The sequence below is a fragment of the Paracoccus solventivorans genome (genome assembly GCF_900142875.1).
Classification (GTDB): Bacteria; Pseudomonadota; Alphaproteobacteria; order Rhodobacterales; family Rhodobacteraceae; genus Paracoccus; species Paracoccus solventivorans.
In genome coordinates, this window is the sequence record NZ_FRCK01000005.1 from 181,615 (window position 1) to 198,507 (window position 16,893).

Below are 16,893 nucleotides of genomic sequence, written 5' to 3' on the forward strand. Positions count from 1 at the left end.
GCCCTTCCGAACCCTCTGCGCCAGGCGGACAGGCCCCCCACCCACGGGGGGACCATAGGCGCCGTTCCCCTCCGCACCGGCTGCGGGACCGGGCCGCTGCGGCCTCGTTCTTCATCATCCAAATATCCCCGGGTGAGCGCCGCAGGCGCGAGGGGCGGAGCCCCTGCCCCGAAGCTAGCCGAAGCCCTCCACCCACGCGATCTGCCGGGGCAGGCTGTGGCGGTGCAGGTCGTAGCCGTCGAGGATCGCCTGCCGCGCCGCCGTCCCCAGCCGGGCGGCCTCGGGGTCGCCGCTCAGCGCGCGGATCAGCGCCGACTCCAGCGCCTCGCGGTCGTGGAAGGGCACCAGCCGCCCCTGTTCGCCGTCGCGGATCAGCTCGCGCACCGGCTCGGTGTCCGAGGCGACGATCTGGGCGCCCGCCGCCATCGCCTCGGTCAGCGACCAGCTGAGCACGAAGGGATAGGTCAGGTAGCAATGCACCCGCGCAAGCTGCAGCAGCGACAGGTAATCCGCATAAGCCACGCGGCCCAGGAAATGCACGCGGTCCGCCGGCAGGCGGTCGCCCAGCTCGGCCAGCAGCTTCTGTTTCCAGCTGGCGGCGTCGCGGGGCTTGCCGCCGTAGCTGGTGCCCTCGGCGCCGATCAGCACCGCCTGCGCGTGCGGACGTTCAGCCAGCACCCGGGGCAGCGCCCGCATCAGCATGTGAAACCCGCGGTAGGGCTCCAGCGAGCGCGAGACATAGGACAGCACCTCATCCCCCGCCCGCAGCAGCTGCCCGTCCGGAAGGGTCAGGGTGGCGGCGGGGTCGGGGCGGACCCGGGCGGTGTCGATGCCGTCGTGGATCACGGTCAGCTTGGCGCGCAGTTCGGGCGGGAAGCTGTCGGCCTGATAGCGGGTCGGGGTCAGCCCGGCATCGGCCTGCACCAGCCCCTGGATCAGATGCGCCGAGCGCGCGACGGTGCGGATGCGGGCCTGGTCGCTGTCGGGGGCGATCTCGGGGTCGAAGCCCACGTCCTGGCCGCGGGTGCGATACATCAGCTCGGCATAGACCAGCAGCTTGGCGTCGGGCCAGATCTCGCGCAGGAACAGCGTCTCGCCCCAGCCGGAGTGGCCGAGGATCAGGTCGGGGCTGTAGCCGTGGCGGTCGCGCAGGGCGCGCGCGGCCCGCGCCGCCTGCCAGCCCCGCTGCGCCATGTCGGAATAGGCGCGACCCAGCGGGTGGCCGCCCGGGACCGGCGCGGGGCTGGCGTATTTCACCACCCGGACCGGCGAGGGGCGCTCGTTCCTGGCATCGGTCAGCGCCAGCACCTGATGCCCCCGCGCCGCCAGCGCCGGGGCCAGATGCGGGAACTGGCCGGGGAAGTTCTGGTGGACGAAGAGGATCTTCATCCGCCCGCGGGGGCAGCGGTTGCGCCGGCGCCGTCGCGGTGGTCGCGGAAGGCGGCGGCGATCAGCTCTCGGGTATAATCCTCACGCGGCGCGTCGAAGACCTGCGCGGTGGTGCCCTGTTCCACCACCTCGCCCGCGCGCATCACCAGGATCTGGTGGCTCATCGCGCGCACCACCCGCAAATCGTGGCTGATGAACAGGAAGGCGAGCCCGTGGCGGCGCTGCAACCCGCGCAGCAGTTCGACGATCTGCACCTGCACGGTCATGTCCAGCGCGCTGGTCGGTTCGTCCAGCACCACCATTTTCGGGCGCAGGATCATGGCGCGGGCGATGGCGATGCGCTGGCGCTGGCCGCCGGAAAACTCGTGCGGATAGCGGTCCATGCTGGCGGGGTCGAGCCCGACCTCCTCCATGATCTCGGCTACCATCTGGCGGCGGTCGCGGCCGGGCTCGGTGCCGTGGACGCCCAGCCCCTCGGCGATGATCTGGCCCACGGTCATGCGCGGCGACAGGCTGCCATAGGGGTCCTGGAACACGATCTGCATGTCGCGGCGCAGGCGGCGCAGCGCGCGCCCCTCGACCCCCGCGATGTCGCGGCCGAGGTAAATTATGCGGCCGCGGCTTTCGATCAGCCGCATGACGGCCAGCGCCAGCGTGGTCTTGCCGGAACCGGATTCCCCCACGATGCCAAGGGTTTCGCCGGCGCGCACCGACAGGGTGGCGCCGTTCACCGCCTTGACGTGGCCGATGGTGCGGCGCAGGAAGCCGCGGCGGATCGGGAACCAAACCTTGAGGTCCTCGGTCGCAACGATTTCGGGGGCGGCGGGGTCGATGGGCTCGGCGATGCCCTTGGGCTCGGCCGCCAGCAGCTTGCGGGTATAGGGGTGCTCGGGCGCGGCAAAGATGCGCTCGGCCGGGCCCTGTTCCACGATCTCGCCGCCCTGCATCACGCAGACCCGGTCCGCGATGCGGCGCACGATGCCGAGGTCGTGGCTGATGAACAGCATCGACAGGCCTTCGTCGCGTTTCAGCGTCGCCAGCAGGTCGAGGATCTGCGCCTGGATGGTCACGTCCAGCGCGGTGGTGGGCTCGTCAGCGACCAGCAGCTCAGGGCCGTTCGCCAGCGCCATGGCGATCATCACCCGCTGGCGCTGCCCGCCCGACAACTGGTGCGGATAATCCGCCAGCCGGGTTTCGGGGTCGCGGATGCCGACCCGGGTCAGCAGTTCCACGATGCGCGCGCGGGCGGCGGCGCCGCGCAGCCCCTGATGCAGCGCCAGGCTCTCCGCGAGCTGCTTTTCCAGCGTATGCAGCGGGTTGAGCGAGGTCATCGGTTCTTGAAAGATGAAGCTGATGTCGTTGCCGCGCACCGCCCGCAGTTTCGATTCCGGGGCGCCGACCATCTGCGCGCCGCGATAGAGCACGCTGCCCTCGATCTGAGCTGCGGGGCCCAGAAGCTGCACGGTCGACAGCGCCGTGACCGACTTGCCCGAGCCGGATTCGCCGACCAGCGCCACGGTTTCGCCGCGCCCGACGGTGAAGCTGACGCCGTTGACGGCGGGGATCAGCCGGCCCTCGCTGCGAAAGCCCACGCGCAGGTCGCGGACGTCGAGCACCGGGCTTGCGGCGGCGTCGGACCGGGGCGCTGCCCCGGACCCCGGGATATTTTCAGACAGAAGATGTGGGGCGGCGGCCGGAGGAGGGCTGCTCATCGAAAGGTCTTTCGGGGGTCGAAGGCGTCGCGGATGCCTTCGAAGATGAACACCAGCAGCGACAGCATGATGGCAAAGGTGAAGAAGGCGGCAAAGCCCAGCCATGGCGCCTGCAGGTTCTGTTTCGCCTGCAGCGCCAGTTCCCCAAGGCTGGGGGCCGAGGCCGGCAGCCCGTAGCCCAGATAGTCGAGCGCGGCGAGGCTGGAGATGGTGCCGGTGACCACGAACGGCAGCATGGTCAGCGTGGCCACCATCGCGTTGGGCAGGATGTGGCGGAACATGATGGTGCGGTCGCGCACCCCCAGCGCGCGGGCGGCGCGGACGTATTCGAAGTTGCGGGCGCGCAGGAACTCGGCGCGCACCACGCCGACCAGCGCCGGCCAGCCGAACAGGATCGACACGAACACCAAGAGCCAGAAGCTGCGCCCGAGGATCGCGAACAGGATGATGATGACGTAAAGCGAGGGGGTAGAGCCCCAGATCTCCAGCAGCCGCTGGAACACCAGATCGGTGCGGCCGCCGAAATACCCCTGCACGGCGCCTGCCGCGATGCCGAGCGCCGAGGCGACCAAGGTCACGATCAGCGTGAACAGGATCGACAGGCGGAAGCCGTAGATCACCCGCGCCGCCACGTCACGGGCGGTGTCGTCGGTGCCCAGCCAATGCGCCGCATCGGGGGCCGAGGGCGCGGTACCGACGTTGTTGATAGTGCGGTAGTGATAGGGGATCGGCGGCCAGATCGTCCAGCCGCGGTGGATGTCCTCGCCGTTGACGAAGCCGGTTCGGGCCTGGGCGATGGTCGCCTCGGGCTCGTCCCAGCATTCCTCGCGCCCGCCCGAGACGATCAGGCACTCGACCGAGGGGTCGGTATAATTCGCCTCGGTCCTGAAATCGCCGCCGAAGGTGGTTTCGGGGTAGAAGCGATAGGCGGGGAAATACAGTTCCCCCCGATAGCTGGCGACGATGGGCTTGTCGTTGGCGATGATTTCCGCAAACAGCGACAGCACGAACAGCGCCGAGAACAGCAGCAGCGACCAGAAGGCGCGGCGGTTGCGGCGGAAGCTGCGCCAGCGGCGGCGGTTGAGGGGCGACAGCTTCATCCGGCGCGGCTTTCAAAGTCGATGCGCGGATCGACCAGCACATAGGTCAGGTCCGACAGGATCCCGACCAGCAAGCCGAGCAGCCCGAACACGTAAAGCGTGCCGAAGATCACCGGATAGTCGCGCTGCACCGCGGCCTCGAACCCCAGCCGGCCGAGGCCGTCCAGCGAAAAGATCGTTTCGATCAGGATCGAGCTGCCGAAGAACACCCCCAGGAACAGCGACGGGAACCCGGCGATCACGATCAGCATGGCGTTGCGGAACACATGCCCGTAAAGCACCCGGCCTTCCGTCAGCCCCTTGGCGCGGGCGGTGATCACATATTGCTTGTTGATCTCGTCCAGGAAGCTGTTCTTGGTCAGCAGGGTCAGCGTGGCAAAGCTGGAGATGGTCGAGGCCGCCACCGGCAGCGTGATGTGCCACAGATAGTCCTTGACCTTGCCCCACAGGCTCAGGTCGGCGAAATTGTCGCTGGTCAGGCCGCGCAGCGGGAAGATCTGCCAGTAGCTGCCGCCGGCGAACAGCACCATCAGCAGTACCGCGAACAGGAACCCCGGGATCGCATAGCCGATGATGATCGCGGTCGAGGTCCAGGTGTCGAAGCTGGTGCCGTCGCGCACCGCCTTGCGGATGCCCAGCGGGATCGAGATCAGATAGGCCAGCAGCGTCGACCACAACCCCAGGGTGATCGAAACCGGCATCTTCTCGATCACCAGATCCACCACCGAGATCGAGCGGAACCAGCTTTGCCCAAAGTCGAAGCGCAGGTAGTTGCCCAGCATGGTCAGGAAGCGCTGCACCGGCGGCTTGTCGAAACCGAACTCGCGTTCCAGCTCGGCGATGAACTCGGGCGGCAGGCCTTGCGCGCCGGCATAGCGTTCGGTCCCGCCCGCGCCCTGCCCGGCGTCGCCGCCGCCGGCGATGTTGCGGAACACGTCGCCTTCGCCCTGCACCCGGGCCACGATCTGCTCGATCGGGCCGCCGGGGACGAATTGCGTCAGGGTGAAGTTGACCAGCATGATCCCGACCAGCGTCGGGACGATCAGCAGCAGCCGCCGCAGAAGATATGCGCCCATTCGGTCGTTCCTGCGCCCCGTGCCTGGCCGGTTAGCGGATCGCCCCGGCTTTCTTCAGCGTTTCCGCCTTATCCGCGTCGAACCACCAGAAATCAAGCTCGCCCAGGGCATAGGGGGGCAGTTCGTCGGGGTGGCCGAACAGGTCCCAATAGGCGACGGTGTGCTTGCCCTTGAACCACTGCGGTACCCAGAAATGCAGCGCCCGCAGCACCCGGTCCAGCGCGTGGACGCTGGTGGTCAGCTCGTCCTGCGTGGTGGCCGATTCCACCCGCGCGATCAGCGCATCCACCGCCGGATTGGCCAGCCCCATGGCGTTGAACACATCCCCGGTCGAGCCCGAGCCGAAATATTGCTGCAACCCCGAGCCGGGGATCGGGTCCTGCCCCAGATGCGCGGTCAGCACGTCGAAATCATGGTTGCGGCGGCGATCCTCGAGCTGGGCGTCGTCCACCCGCTCGTTGACGGCATCCACCCCGATGGCGCGCAGGTTTTCCACCCAGGGGTTGATCACCCGGTCGAAGGTCTGGGAATCGTTGAGGATCTGCACCCGCAGCGGATGCCCCTGATCGTTGCGGCGCAGCCCGTCGCGGCTGCCCTCGGGGATGGTCCAGCCGGCCTCGTCCAGCAGTGCGGCGGCGCGGCGCAGGTTGCCGCGGTCGCGCTGCCGCTCGCCGCTGACCGGGGGCAGCGCGGCGGGTTCGGTGAACACCGTCTCGGGCAGCTCGGCGCGCAAGGGCTCGAGCAGCGCCAGCTCGGCCGCGCCGGGCAGGCCGGTGGCGGCCAGCTCGCTGTTGTCCCAGAAGCTTTTCACCCGTTCGTAGAGCCCATAGAACAGCGTCGCGTTCGACCATTCGAAGTTGAAGGCCAGCCCGATCGCCTCGCGCACCCGCACGTCCTGGAACTGCGGCCGCCGCAGGTTGATCGCCCAAGCCTGGCCGTTGGCGATATTGCCATCGTGCAGCTCTTCTTTCCTTACCCAGCCGTTGCGGAAAGCGGGAAAATCATAGCGCGTCGCCCAGTGGATCGAGGAGGCCTCGTTGCGGAAGGTGTACTCGCCGGCCTTGAACGCCTCGAAGGCCGAATCGTAGTCGCCGAAGTATTCGATGCGGATGCGATCGAAATTATGCCGGCCGCGGTTGATCGGCAGTTCGGCGCCCCAGTAATCGGGATTGCGCACCCAGGTGACCGAGCGGCCCATGTCGGCCGCCCCGAACATATAAGGCCCCGAGCCGATGTAAGGCTGTTTGGAACTTTCCGAGATATCCCGCTGATTTTTCTCGAAATCCGCGTGCGAGAATACCGGCAAACCGCCCGCCGCCTGGATCACGTCGCGGCGCGGATAATCCGGGGTGAAGGTAAAGCGGATGCGGCGCTCGTCCAGCACCTCGGCACTGGCAACGATCTGAGAAATCACCGCACGAAACGACGACAACCCCTTGTCGCGCAAGGTTTCATAGGAAAACAGCACGTCGTCCGAGGTCAGGGGCGTGCCGTCGGAAAACCTTATCCCCTCGCGCAGGGTGAAGACGGCCCAGTCGCGGCTTTCCGGGTACTCGACCGTCTCGCACAGCAGGCAATAGGCGGCGCCGATCTCGTCGGCGGTGCCTTCCAGCAGGCTTTCCAGCGGGATCGAGGCCAGCGCCGCCGCCCGCCCCTTGATGGTGAAGGGGTTGTAGCTGTCAAAGCCGCCGGCGGTCCATTCGCTGATCTCGCCGCCCTTGGGCGCGTCGGGGTTCACATAGGGCAGATGCGGGAAATCGGCGGGCAGGCGCAGCTCGTCAAAGGTGCCGACGCCGTGGGCGGTGATGGTGTCGCCCTGCGCCAGCGCCGCGGTGGCGCCGCCCAGCAGCGCCAGCACCCCCCACCGGAGCGCCGAAAGAAATCCCCGTGTCGCAACCATGCAGCTGCCCCCTGTCGACCTGCGCCCGGCGGCGCGGCGCCGGGCAATCGCCCCGACGCTAGGCAGGCAGGCGTCCGCTCGCAAGCCGGATGCGCGCGGCCGCGACCCGGGATGGCGCAGTCGTGACCCGCGGGGTGGCGGCGGACACGAAAAAGGCGCGGGACCTGCCCGCGCCTGATGACTTGCCGTTCCGCCCCGCCCGCCGCCTGCCCGGTCCGGCCGGCGTCGCGGGACTTGCGGTTACTGCAGGGTTTCCAGATAGGCGATCAGGTTCGCCCGCTCGACCGGGTTCTTGATCCCGGCAAAGGTCATCTTGGTGCCCGGCATGTAGGCCTTGGGGTTGGTGATGAAGGCGTCGATGTTCTCGGGCGCCCAGACCCCTTCCTGTTCCAGCGCGGCGTTCGAATAGTTGAAGCCCTCGACCGAGGCCTTGTCGCGGTTCACCACCCCGTCCAGATGCGGGCCGACGCCGTTGCTGCCATCGACCTTGTGGCAGGCGCGGCACTTGCCGAACGCCTTTTCGCCGGCCGCGGTATCGGCCGAGGCCAGCAGCGTCGCCAGATCGGGACCCTCGTCGGCGGCCTCTTCGGCGCCGGCGTCATCCTCGGCGCCGGCGACGGCGATGCGATAGGCCTGCGGGACCTCTTCACCCTCGGCGACATGGCCGGGACCGACGTGGTAGAGCGAAGAGGCGAACCACGATGCCAGAAGCAGAAACAGCAGTGAACCGATCAGCGCACCGGCCGTCTTGGTCACGGTCATCGTGTTGAACATGGGCATTTCCTCGTGGTCCGGGCATTTGTCTGGGGGCTATCTATCCGCTTTCACTTCGGCGGTTCAAGGTATAGTTCGGCGGCGTCCGACGATTGGCGGCCCCTGTTGCAGCCCGGTCGTTCCGGCCCCGCCCGCCCGCGCCCGGCCCCTCCGTGGGTCCCGCCGTTTCCCCCGGATGCCACACAGGTCCCCCATGCAAGATCCCGCCATTTCCGCAGATTTCCCGGCCACCGGCAGGATCGCCTTTCAGGGCGAGCCCGGCGCCTATGGTCACGAGGCCTGCCGCCACGCCCGCCCCGACATGGAGGCGCTGCCCTGCGCCACCTTCGAGGACACGGTCGAGGCCTGCCGCTCGGGGGCGGCCGATCTGGCGATGCTGCCGGTCGAGAACTCGACCTACGGGCGGGTGGCGGACATCCACCACCTGCTGCCCGAATCCGGCCTGCACATCATCGACGAGACCTTCGTGCGCGTCCACATCAGCCTGCTGGCGGTGCCCGGCGCGCGGCTGGAGGACATCACCGAGGCGATGAGCCACACGGTTCTGCTGGGCCAGTGCCGCAACTTCCTGCGCCGCCACGACATCCGCACCATTACCGGCGCCGACACCGCGGGCAGCGCGCTGATGGTCGCCCAGGCGGGCGAAAAGCACCGCGCTGCCCTGGCCAGCCCGCTGGCCGGCGAGATCTACGGGCTGGACCGACTGGCCGACGAGATCGAGGACCGGCAGAACAACACCACCCGCTTTCTGATCATGTCGCGCCGCCCCGACCATGCGCGCCGTCCCGACCGCGAGGGGCGCAACCGGATGCTGACCAGCTTCGTGTTCCGGGTGCGCAACATCCCGGCCGCGCTTTACAAGGCGATGGGCGGGTTCGCGACCAACGGCGTCAACATGACCAAGCTGGAAAGCTACATGGTGGACGGGGTGTTCACCGCGACGCAGTTCTACGCCGACATCGAGGGCCACCCCGAGGACCCGCCGGTCGCCCGCGCGCTGGAGGAGCTGCGCTATTTCACCTCGAGCCTGACGATCCTCGGGGTCTACCCGGCGGACCCGCTGCGGGCGCTGCAGGCCCCGGCGGCAGCGGGCTGACCGCTGACCGCTGACCGCTGACCGCTGACCGCTGACCGCTGACCGCTGACCGCTGACCGCTGACCGCTGACCGGAGGCAGCCGCCGGCGGGCGGGCTGTCAAGCGGTCTGGCTGGTCAGGTCGCCCAGAAAGCGGCCGGCGCGGTCGGCGAACTTGCGGTCGAGCTGGCTTTTCCCCAGCTTGGCGGTCTGCAGCATCAGCCGCGCCCGCATGTGGCGCGGCCGGATCTCGACCTCGAAGATGGCGCGCGACTTGGCCCGGGTCAGCGCGATCACCGTCATGGCGATGGCGATGTCCAGCCCCTCGCCCAGGCCGGTCATGGCGATTCGCTCGGGCTGGTCGAACTGCGCCAGGTCCAGCTGCAGCTCGCGCCGCTTGCCGCGCAGGTCGAAGCCGACGTCCCACCCGGCACCGGCGGCCGGGGCCACAAGCTGGTTGCGGCGCACCTCGATCCCGCGCCGCGCCAGCATCCGTTCGATCCGGTCGAAGTCGCTGACCGCGCGGAACAACACCTCGGCAGGCAGGTCGCTGTCGTGGCGAAGGGAAAATTTCATCGTTAACATCCGAAACCAGAAAGCGCCGGCGTCTTAGCCTTGCGCCCGAAAGGACGCAAGTTTTCCGCTGCCGCCGAAAGGACGCAGCTTCGGCCCGCGTCCGGTTCCAGCTTGCCGCTTGCATCGCCGGCCCGCCGGCCCTATCTGGGGCCCCGAGAGGCTGGCGCGGGCAGGCGCCTCGCCAAACCGGTCAGGTCCGGAAGGAAGCAGCCGTAACGAGCCCCGTCTGGGTCGCTGTCCAGTCTCTCACCCCATCCCGCGCCATCTCTTTGCGTGCCGGCGCCGCCGCCGATTCGCCGCACCGCTGCAGACTGCCAGCGCTTCGCATATTCCCGATCCGATCATCATCCATCTCCCCATGGCTTTCGCTCAGGGGTAGCGGCCAGATCTTAACATCCGGTTTCCGCACCCGGAAAAATCGCTCGAATGCCGCGGAAAGCCGCCGCTACAGCCGCCCTTCCAGCCAGCCCGTCAGCAGCCAATGCGCGATCGCGCCCTTGCGCGGGGCCTTCAGCACCGGATGCACACCCGCCATCATCGCCGCCAGCTCGTCGCGGCCCAGCCACATCGCGGCCTCGAGCTCGACCGGGTCCAGGGTGATCGCCTCGCTTTCCGCCTCGCCCACCATCCCCAGCATCAGCGAGGCCGGGAACGGCCAGGGCTGCGAGGCCGCATAGCGCACCCCGCCGACCCGGACGCCGGTTTCCTCGAACACTTCGCGGCGAACGGCGGCCTCGATGGTCTCGCCCGGCTCGATGAAGCCGGCGAGGCAGGAATGCATCCCCTCGGGCCAGCCGTGCGACCGCCCCAGCAGCACCCGGTCGCCGCGCGCGACCAGCATGATGACGACCGGGTCGGTGCGCGGGAAATGCGGGGTGTTGCAGGCGGGGCAGACGCGCTGCCAGCCGGACTGGCGCGGCTCTGACGGCTGGCCGCAGGCGGCGCAGAACCGGTGGCTGGCGTGCCAGAGAAGCAGGGCGCGGGCGGTGGCCGCAAGCTCGCCATCCAGGGGCGACAGCCCGGCCATCGCGCCGCGCAGCTCGACGAAGCGGCCGCCGGGAATCAGCGGGTGGACCTGTTCGGTCGGGTCGAAGAACAGCGTGGTTTCCGCCAGCGACGCGGGCTCCCACCCGGAAATATCCTGCGTCGCCACGGCCTGCGCGCCGTCGAAGCCCAGCAGCGTCGGCGCCCCTGCCCCCGCCAGCGCGGAATGGCCGGGCGCCAGCCGCACCAGCCGCCCGTCCTCAAGACAGATCTTGCCGCGCCAGACCGGCAGCACCGCCGCGCCCTCCTGCCAGCCGGTGTCGCCACGCCGTGCCGCCGCCCGGTCCAGCCCGCTGCCCGTGAATGCCAGCTCCATGCCTGCCCCCCTGTTATTCGGCGCCACGTTGCCCGCCAGCCGGGGCAAAGCCAATATCTTCTGTCCTGAAATATCCCCGCCGGAGGCCGGGCGCGCAGCGCCCGTTGCCCTTGCCCGCCCCTGCCCCTACATTCGCCGGGTCCAGACGAGGCCCATATGACCGACACCCCAGCCTATCAGGTGCTCGCCCGGAAATACCGGCCCGAGACCTTTGCCGATCTCGTCGGGCAGGATGCGATGGTGCGCACGCTGCAGAACGCCTTTGCGGCCGACCGCATCGCGCAGGCCTTCATCATGACCGGGATCCGCGGCACCGGAAAGACCACCACCGCGCGGATCATCGCCAAGGGGATGAACTGCATCGGCCCGGACGGCAGCGGCGGGCCGACCACCAGCCCCTGCGGGGTCTGCGAGCATTGCCTGGCCATTGCCGAGGGCCGTCACGTCGATGTGCTGGAGATGGACGCCGCATCTCGAACCGGCGTGAACGACATCCGCGAAATCATTGAATCCGTTCACTATCGCGCGGCATCGGCCCGCTACAAGATCTATATCATCGACGAAGTGCACATGCTGTCGACCAGCGCCTTCAACGCGCTGCTCAAGACGCTGGAAGAGCCGCCGCCGCATGTGAAGTTCATCTTTGCCACCACGGAAATCCGCAAGGTGCCGGTCACCGTCCTGAGCCGCTGCCAGCGCTTCGACCTGCGCCGGATCGAGCCCGAGGTGATGATCGCGCTGCTGCGCAAGATCGCCGATGCCGAGGGCGTGCAGATCAGCGACGACGCGCTGGCGCTGATCACCCGCGCGGCCGAGGGCTCGGCCCGCGACGCGACCAGCCTGCTCGATCAGGCGATCAGCCACGGCGCCGGGGAAACCACCGCCCCGCAGGTGCGCGCCATGCTGGGGCTGGCGGATCGCGGGCGGGTGCTGGACCTGTTCGACATGATCCTGCGGGGCGCCGCGGCCGAGGCGCTGGCCGAGCTGCAGGCGCAATATGCCGAGGGCGCCGACCCGCTGGCGGTGCTGCGCGACCTGGCCGAGATCACCCATTGGGTCAGCCTGGTGAAGATCACCCCTGCGGCCGCCGACGACCCCACCGTCGGCCCTGATGAGCGCGCGCGGGGCCGCGACATGGCCGGGCGGGTGCCGATGCGGGCGCTGACGCGGCTGTGGCAGATGCTGCTCAAGGCGCTGGAAGAGGTGGCGGCGGCGCCGAATGCGATGATGGCGGCGGAAATGGCGATCATCCGCCTGACCCATGTCGCCGACCTGCCCGACCCCGAGGCGCTGATCCGCCGCGTGCAGGCCGGACAGGCGGCGGGCGAGTTCGCGCGTCCCGCCCCCGCTCAAACGAGCGCCCCCGCCCCCACCCATGAGGCCCCCGGCCAGCGCATGGCCGCGCCCCCGCCGATGGCGCAGTCTGCACGGATGGGGGGCGGCACCGCCGCCGCCATCGCGCTGGCGCCCGAGCCGCAGTTGGCCGCCGAGGCGCTGGCCAGCTGGCCCGACTTCACCTCGGTGGTCGAGCTGATCCGGCGCATGCGCGACATGGTGCTGCTGACCCAGGTCGAGGATCATGTGCGGCTGGTGCGCTATTCCCCGGGCCGCATCGAGTTCCAGCCCACCCCCGATGCCCCCCGCGACCTGGCGCAGCGGCTGGGCGAACGCCTGCGCGGCTGGACCGGCGGCGCCCGCTGGGCGGTCTCGGTCGTCGATCAGGGCGGCGGGCCGACCATCAGCGAGACCCGCGCCGCCGAACGCGCCGCCGCTGAGGCCGAGGCGCGGCAGCACCCGGTGGTGGCCGCCATCCTTGCCGCCGCCCCCGGCGCCCGCATCAAGGCGATCCGGGACGAGACCCCCGCGCCCCCGCCCGAGGACGCGGCCGAGGATCTGCACGGCACCGCCGGCGGCGGGCTGGCCGCGGTCGAGGAATGGGATCCCTTCGAGGACGAGGAGTAGCACGATGAAGAACCCCTTCGCCGGGATCGGCGATCTGGGCAAGATGATGACCGCCGCCCGCGAGATGCAGGGCAAGGTGGACGAGTTCCAGAAGACCCTCGAAACCCTGACCGTCACCGGCGAATCCGGTGCCGGGCTGGTGCGGGTCACCGCCAACGCCAAGGGCGAATTGCAGGCGATCGACATCGACGCCTCGATTTTCGTGCCTTCGGAAAAGCAGGTGGTCGAGGATCTAATCCTGGCCGCGATCAAGGATGCGCAGGACAAGGCCATGGCCCGCGCGCAGTCCGAGGGCCAGCGGCTGGCGGGCGACATGGGCCTGCCGCCGGGCATGAAGCTGCCCTTCTAGTGGCCGAGGGCAGCGACGACATCCAGGCGCTGATCGCGCAATTCGCGCGGCTGCCGGGGCTGGGGCCGCGCTCGGCCCGCCGCGTGGTGCTGGCGCTGATCCGGCGGCGCACCGGGCAGATGGCGCAGCTGGCCACGCTGATGGCCAGCGTCGCCGAGCATTCCCGCGAATGCGCCCGCTGCGGCAATATCGGCGAAGCCGAGCTGTGCCCGATCTGCGCCGACCCCGCCCGCGCCAATGGCGAGCTGTGCGTGGTCGAGGATGTCGCCGACCTGTGGGCGCTGGAACGCGGCCGCGCCTATCGCGGGCGCTATCACGTGCTGGGCGGCACGCTGTCGGCGCTGGACGAGATCGGCCCGGATGAGCTGGGCATCCCCCGGCTGCTGTCGCGGCTGGGCGAGGAAGGCATCACCGAGGTGATCCTGGCGCTGAACGCCACGGTCGAGGGCCAGACCACCGCGCATTACCTGGCCGAAGCCCTTGAAAACACCGGCATAAGCATCACGCGGCTGGCGCAGGGCGTCCCCATCGGGGGCGAGCTCGACTATCTCGACGACGGCACCATCAGCGCCGCGCTGCGCGCACGGCGGCAGCTTTAGGCTAAAGGAGACGCCATGACCGCCCCCTTCACCTCGCCCGCGATGGAGGTGCTTGCCGAATGGACCGACTACAACGGCCATCTCAACATGGCGTGGTATCACGTGCTGTTCGACCGCGCGATCGAACAGGCGCTGCAGCCCCTGGGGATGGGCGCGCAGGTCGCGGCCGAAACCGGGTCGTCCTATTTCACCGTGCAGGCGCAGGTCCATTACCTGCGCGAATTGCACGCGGGCGATCTGGTGGTGGTGGACACGCAGCTGATCGCCCATGACGACAAGCGGCTGCATTACGTGCAGACCCTGCGGCGCCCCGCCGACGGGACGGTGGCCGCGGTCACCGAGAACCTGGTGGTGCACGTCGATCTGGCGACCCGCCGCGCCGCGCCCTTTGCGCCGGCGCTGCGCGAGCGGCTGGCGGCGGCGGTCGCCGCCCATGCGGCACTGGAGCTGCCGAAACAGGTCGGGCGCCGGGTGGGGCTGCGCCGCGGAGCAGCCGAGCCGGCAGCACAGTGACCCGCGCAGGCTAGCGCGCGGCGCCTTTCGCTGCACCCGTGAAAAAAGGGCGCGCGGGTTTCCCCGCCGCCCCCGTCATTCGCGTCCAGTCATTCGCGTTCGGTCGGATCAGGCGTCCAGCTTGCGCTGTTCCTCGGCCTCGACCGTCTGCGGCGCGGTTTTCGCGATCTCGATCCGGCGCGGCTTCAGCGCCTCGGGGATCTCGCGCACCAGCTCGATATGCAGCATCCCGTCGACATGGCTGGCGCCGGTGACGCGGACGTGGTCGGCCAGCGCGAACTTGCGCTCGAAGGCGCGGGTGGCGATGCCGCGGTGCAGATAGGTCTTGCCCTCGTCCTCTTCGGCCTTGCGGGCCGCGACGATCACCGCCCCGTCCTTCATTTCCACGGAAAGGTCATCGGCCGAAAACCCGGCCACGGCGATCGAGATGCGATAGGCATTCTCGCCGGTCTTTTCGATGTTGTAGGGCGGATAGGTGGTCGCAGAGAGGTCCGAGGACAGCGCCCGGTCCATCAGGTCGGCAATGCGGTCAAAGCCGATCGAGGCACGGTAAAGCGGGGTCAGGTCCATGTTGCGCATGTGTCGCATCCTTTGCAGCGATGTGAGTCGTCATGCCCCCCGAAAGCCGGGCGGGCGGTCTTGCGCCGGCGCCCAAGGGCCCTCCGGCAGGGTGAATCTGGGGCCGAATCTCGCGGCTTCAAGAGGGGAGCGGCGCGGGTTTTCAGCGCTCTGCACAGTCGGGGTCCGCGGTCCGCGGCGGCATTCCGGCCCAGATCGCCGGATCGGCCAGCTCGATGGAATTGCCGGCCGGGTCGCGGAAATAGAGCGAGCGCCCACCCTGCGGCCAATGGAAATCCGCCTCGATGGCGATGCCGCTGGCTTGCAGATGCGCGCGCCAGCGGTCCAGCGATTCGGGGGCGACGGCCAGGCAGGCGTGGCCCGGGCCGCTGGCCCCGTGCGGCGGCACCGGCAGCCGTGCATCCGGCGCGGGCGGGACCGCGGTGGCGCCCGGGTCGAAGACCAGCAGCACCTGCGGGCGCGGCGTGGTGGCGGTGCGGAAGAACACGTGGCGGCCGGGGACGCGGGCGATCAGCTCCAGCCCGATCACCCGGGTCCAGAACTCGCAGGCCTCATCGAGGTCCGCGGCGTAAAGCGCGGTTTCCAGCGTGCCGAGCAGGGGTGGCGGGGTGGTCATGGGGGCCTCGGGGCGCAGGGTCTATCCAGATCCAACGCCCCTGCCCGGGCGTGCGATCCCCGCACGGGTCACCGCGCGGGGGCAAGACCGCCTCAGGCGGTGGCGATCATCCGGGCGATTTCGTCCTTCAGCACCATGCGCTGCTTGCGCAGCTGCGTCTCGGCGGCGTCGGACATGGGCGTGTGCAGCGATTCCGCCGCCGCCACCTGGTCGTTGATCTCGTCATATTCCTCGAGCAGCCGGGCAAAGCGGCTGTCGGACATCTTCAGCTGGTGGATGCGGTCGGAATCATTGGGGAATTCCTCGTGGATTGCGTGGGGTGCGGCCATGATGTCCTCGTTCCGGTGGCTTTGCGCCCGCGATAGCGCCGGGCCGGGACGCTGGCAACCGGGGCGGCCGAGGTCTATCGTCGCGGGCATCCCCGCCACCACCGCCCGGACCCACGATCTTGCCCAGCCGCCTGCCCGCGATCCTGACCCTGCCGCTGACGCCGCTGGACCTTGTTGCGCTGGCCCTGCTGGCTCTGGCGTGGTTCGGCACCGCGCGGATCGTCGAACATCCGCCGGCGCGGCTGCCCTCGGTCTCGGTGCTGATGAAGACCTATCGCCGCGACTGGATGCGGCAATTCGTCCACCGCGACCCGCGCATCTTCGACGGCAACATCCTGACCACCCTGCGCGAGGGCACCGCGTTCTTCGCCTCGGCCTGCATGATCGCCATCGGCGGCGGGCTGGCGCTGCTGGGCAACACCGACCCGCTGGCCGGTCTTGCGCGCGAGCTGGACGCGGCCGAGATCCCGACGCTGCTGTGGAAGCTCAAGCTGCTGCTGGGGCTGCTGTTCCTGGCCAACGGGTTCCTGAAATTCGTCTGGGCGCACCGGCTGTTCGGCTATTGCGCGGTGATGATGGCGGCGGTTCCCATCGACCCGGCCCTGCCGGGGACCGAGGCCCGCGCCCTGGCCGCCGCGCAGGTCAACATCCAGGCGGCGCGCAATTTCAACATCGGGCTGCGGGCGGTGTATTTCGCGCTGGCGGCGCTGTGCTGGCTGCTGGGGCCGTGGGGGCTGATCGCGGGCACGGCGGCGGTCACCGCGCTGACCCTGCGGCGCGAGTTCGCCTCGCATTCGCGGCAGGCGATTCTTGAGGATCTCGGGCACCGGGGCTAGGCTGTGAACTCATAAACGGGATTCCGTTGTGATAGCAGGCGTGATTCACTGAATCTATGGAGGGTTCAGGATGGCGCGTTTCGATCTGACGGACTTTGAATGGGAACTGATCCGCCCGCTTCTGCCGAACAAGCCGCGTGGGGTGGCGC

At 69.2% G+C, this 16,893-nt stretch carries 17 protein-coding genes and 1 other RNA gene; 7 read left to right on the top strand and 11 right to left on the bottom strand.

Features of this window, described 5'->3' with window-relative positions:
- Positions 1-174: 174 nt before the first annotated feature.
- The 6 genes from BUB57_RS09890 to BUB57_RS09915 form a co-directional block, all read right to left on the bottom strand.
- Complete coding sequence (locus tag BUB57_RS09890) at positions 175-1,389, bottom strand: glycosyltransferase (protein ID WP_073066085.1); 1,215 nt, start codon at positions 1,387-1,389, stop codon at positions 175-177.
- Positions 1,386-3,101, bottom strand: a complete 1,716-nt coding sequence (locus tag BUB57_RS09895; RefSeq protein ID WP_084732075.1) for an ABC transporter ATP-binding protein — start codon at positions 3,099-3,101, stop codon at positions 1,386-1,388. Before BUB57_RS09895 ends, BUB57_RS09890 begins: the two co-directional genes overlap by 4 nt.
- Positions 3,098-4,201 carry an ABC transporter permease gene (locus BUB57_RS09900; protein ID WP_073066089.1) on the bottom strand — a complete coding sequence of 368 codons (1,104 nt, stop codon included), beginning with the start codon at positions 4,199-4,201 and terminating at the stop codon, positions 3,098-3,100. Before BUB57_RS09900 ends, BUB57_RS09895 begins: the two co-directional genes overlap by 4 nt.
- Positions 4,198-5,277: a microcin C ABC transporter permease YejB gene (locus BUB57_RS09905; protein ID WP_073066094.1), complete on the bottom strand. Its 1,080-nt coding sequence runs from the start codon at positions 5,275-5,277 to the stop codon at positions 4,198-4,200. The genes BUB57_RS09900 and BUB57_RS09905 overlap by 4 nt, the downstream gene beginning before the upstream one ends.
- 31 nt (positions 5,278-5,308) lie before the next feature.
- Positions 5,309-7,177 carry an extracellular solute-binding protein gene (locus tag BUB57_RS09910; RefSeq protein ID WP_073066097.1) on the bottom strand — a complete coding sequence of 623 codons (1,869 nt, stop codon included), beginning with the start codon at positions 7,175-7,177 and terminating at the stop codon, positions 5,309-5,311.
- 240 nt (positions 7,178-7,417) lie between these two features.
- Positions 7,418-7,951 carry a c-type cytochrome gene (locus BUB57_RS09915; protein WP_073066247.1) on the bottom strand — a complete coding sequence of 178 codons (534 nt, stop codon included), beginning with the start codon at positions 7,949-7,951 and terminating at the stop codon, positions 7,418-7,420.
- A gap of 193 nt (positions 7,952-8,144) precedes the next feature.
- Between BUB57_RS09915 and BUB57_RS09920 the strand changes: the two genes are divergently transcribed.
- Positions 8,145-9,047: a prephenate dehydratase gene (locus BUB57_RS09920; protein WP_073066100.1), complete on the top strand. Its 903-nt coding sequence runs from the start codon at positions 8,145-8,147 to the stop codon at positions 9,045-9,047.
- 98 nt (positions 9,048-9,145) lie between these two features.
- On the opposite strand, the gene BUB57_RS09925 is transcribed toward BUB57_RS09920, so the two are convergent.
- Positions 9,146-9,601: a hypothetical protein gene (locus BUB57_RS09925; RefSeq protein WP_073066102.1), complete on the bottom strand. Its 456-nt coding sequence runs from the start codon at positions 9,599-9,601 to the stop codon at positions 9,146-9,148.
- A 154-nt stretch (positions 9,602-9,755) separates the two neighbouring features.
- Between BUB57_RS09925 and ffs the strand changes: the two genes are divergently transcribed.
- Positions 9,756-9,852, top strand: an RNA gene (ffs, locus tag BUB57_RS09930) — signal recognition particle sRNA small type.
- Positions 9,853-10,046: 194 nt separating this feature from the next.
- On the opposite strand, the gene nudC is transcribed toward ffs, so the two are convergent.
- Positions 10,047-10,961: an NAD(+) diphosphatase gene (gene nudC / locus BUB57_RS09935; protein ID WP_073066105.1), complete on the bottom strand. Its 915-nt coding sequence runs from the start codon at positions 10,959-10,961 to the stop codon at positions 10,047-10,049.
- Positions 10,962-11,117: 156 nt separating this feature from the next.
- Between nudC and BUB57_RS09940 the strand changes: the two genes are divergently transcribed.
- Genes BUB57_RS09940 through BUB57_RS09955 form a run of 4 tightly spaced genes read left to right on the top strand, consistent with a single transcriptional unit; the run spans position 11,118 to position 14,384 of the window.
- Positions 11,118-12,923: a DNA polymerase III subunit gamma/tau gene (locus BUB57_RS09940; protein WP_073066109.1), complete on the top strand. Its 1,806-nt coding sequence runs from the start codon at positions 11,118-11,120 to the stop codon at positions 12,921-12,923.
- A 4-nt stretch (positions 12,924-12,927) separates the two neighbouring features.
- Positions 12,928-13,272 (top strand): YbaB/EbfC family nucleoid-associated protein, encoded by a 345-nt coding sequence (locus BUB57_RS09945; RefSeq protein ID WP_073066114.1) that lies wholly within the window; start codon positions 12,928-12,930, stop codon positions 13,270-13,272.
- On the top strand, positions 13,272-13,871 hold the full coding sequence (gene recR / locus BUB57_RS09950; protein WP_073066117.1) for a recombination mediator RecR: 600 nt from the start codon (positions 13,272-13,274) through the stop codon (positions 13,869-13,871). The genes BUB57_RS09945 and recR overlap by 1 nt, the downstream gene beginning before the upstream one ends.
- Positions 13,872-13,886: 15 nt before the next feature.
- A complete protein-coding gene (locus BUB57_RS09955; protein ID WP_073066119.1) occupies positions 13,887-14,384 on the top strand; it encodes an acyl-CoA thioesterase in 498 nt (165 codons plus the stop codon).
- 108 nt (positions 14,385-14,492) lie between these two features.
- On the opposite strand, the gene BUB57_RS09960 is transcribed toward BUB57_RS09955, so the two are convergent.
- The 3 genes from BUB57_RS09960 to BUB57_RS09970 all read right to left on the bottom strand — a co-directional run bounded on the left by BUB57_RS09960 (position 14,493) and on the right by BUB57_RS09970 (position 15,908).
- Positions 14,493-14,963: an Hsp20 family protein gene (locus BUB57_RS09960; protein WP_073066122.1), complete on the bottom strand. Its 471-nt coding sequence runs from the start codon at positions 14,961-14,963 to the stop codon at positions 14,493-14,495.
- Positions 14,964-15,105: 142 nt separating this feature from the next.
- Positions 15,106-15,579: a VOC family protein gene (locus BUB57_RS09965; protein WP_073066124.1), complete on the bottom strand. Its 474-nt coding sequence runs from the start codon at positions 15,577-15,579 to the stop codon at positions 15,106-15,108.
- A gap of 92 nt (positions 15,580-15,671) precedes the next feature.
- On the bottom strand, positions 15,672-15,908 hold the full coding sequence (locus BUB57_RS09970) for an HP1242/YdcH family protein (RefSeq protein ID WP_073066127.1): 237 nt from the start codon (positions 15,906-15,908) through the stop codon (positions 15,672-15,674).
- A gap of 119 nt (positions 15,909-16,027) precedes the next feature.
- On the opposite strand from BUB57_RS09970, the gene BUB57_RS09975 reads away from it, so the two are divergent.
- Positions 16,028-16,744: a DUF599 domain-containing protein gene (locus BUB57_RS09975; RefSeq protein WP_234952032.1), complete on the top strand. Its 717-nt coding sequence runs from the start codon at positions 16,028-16,030 to the stop codon at positions 16,742-16,744.
- The last annotated feature ends 149 nt before the right edge of the window (positions 16,745-16,893 follow it).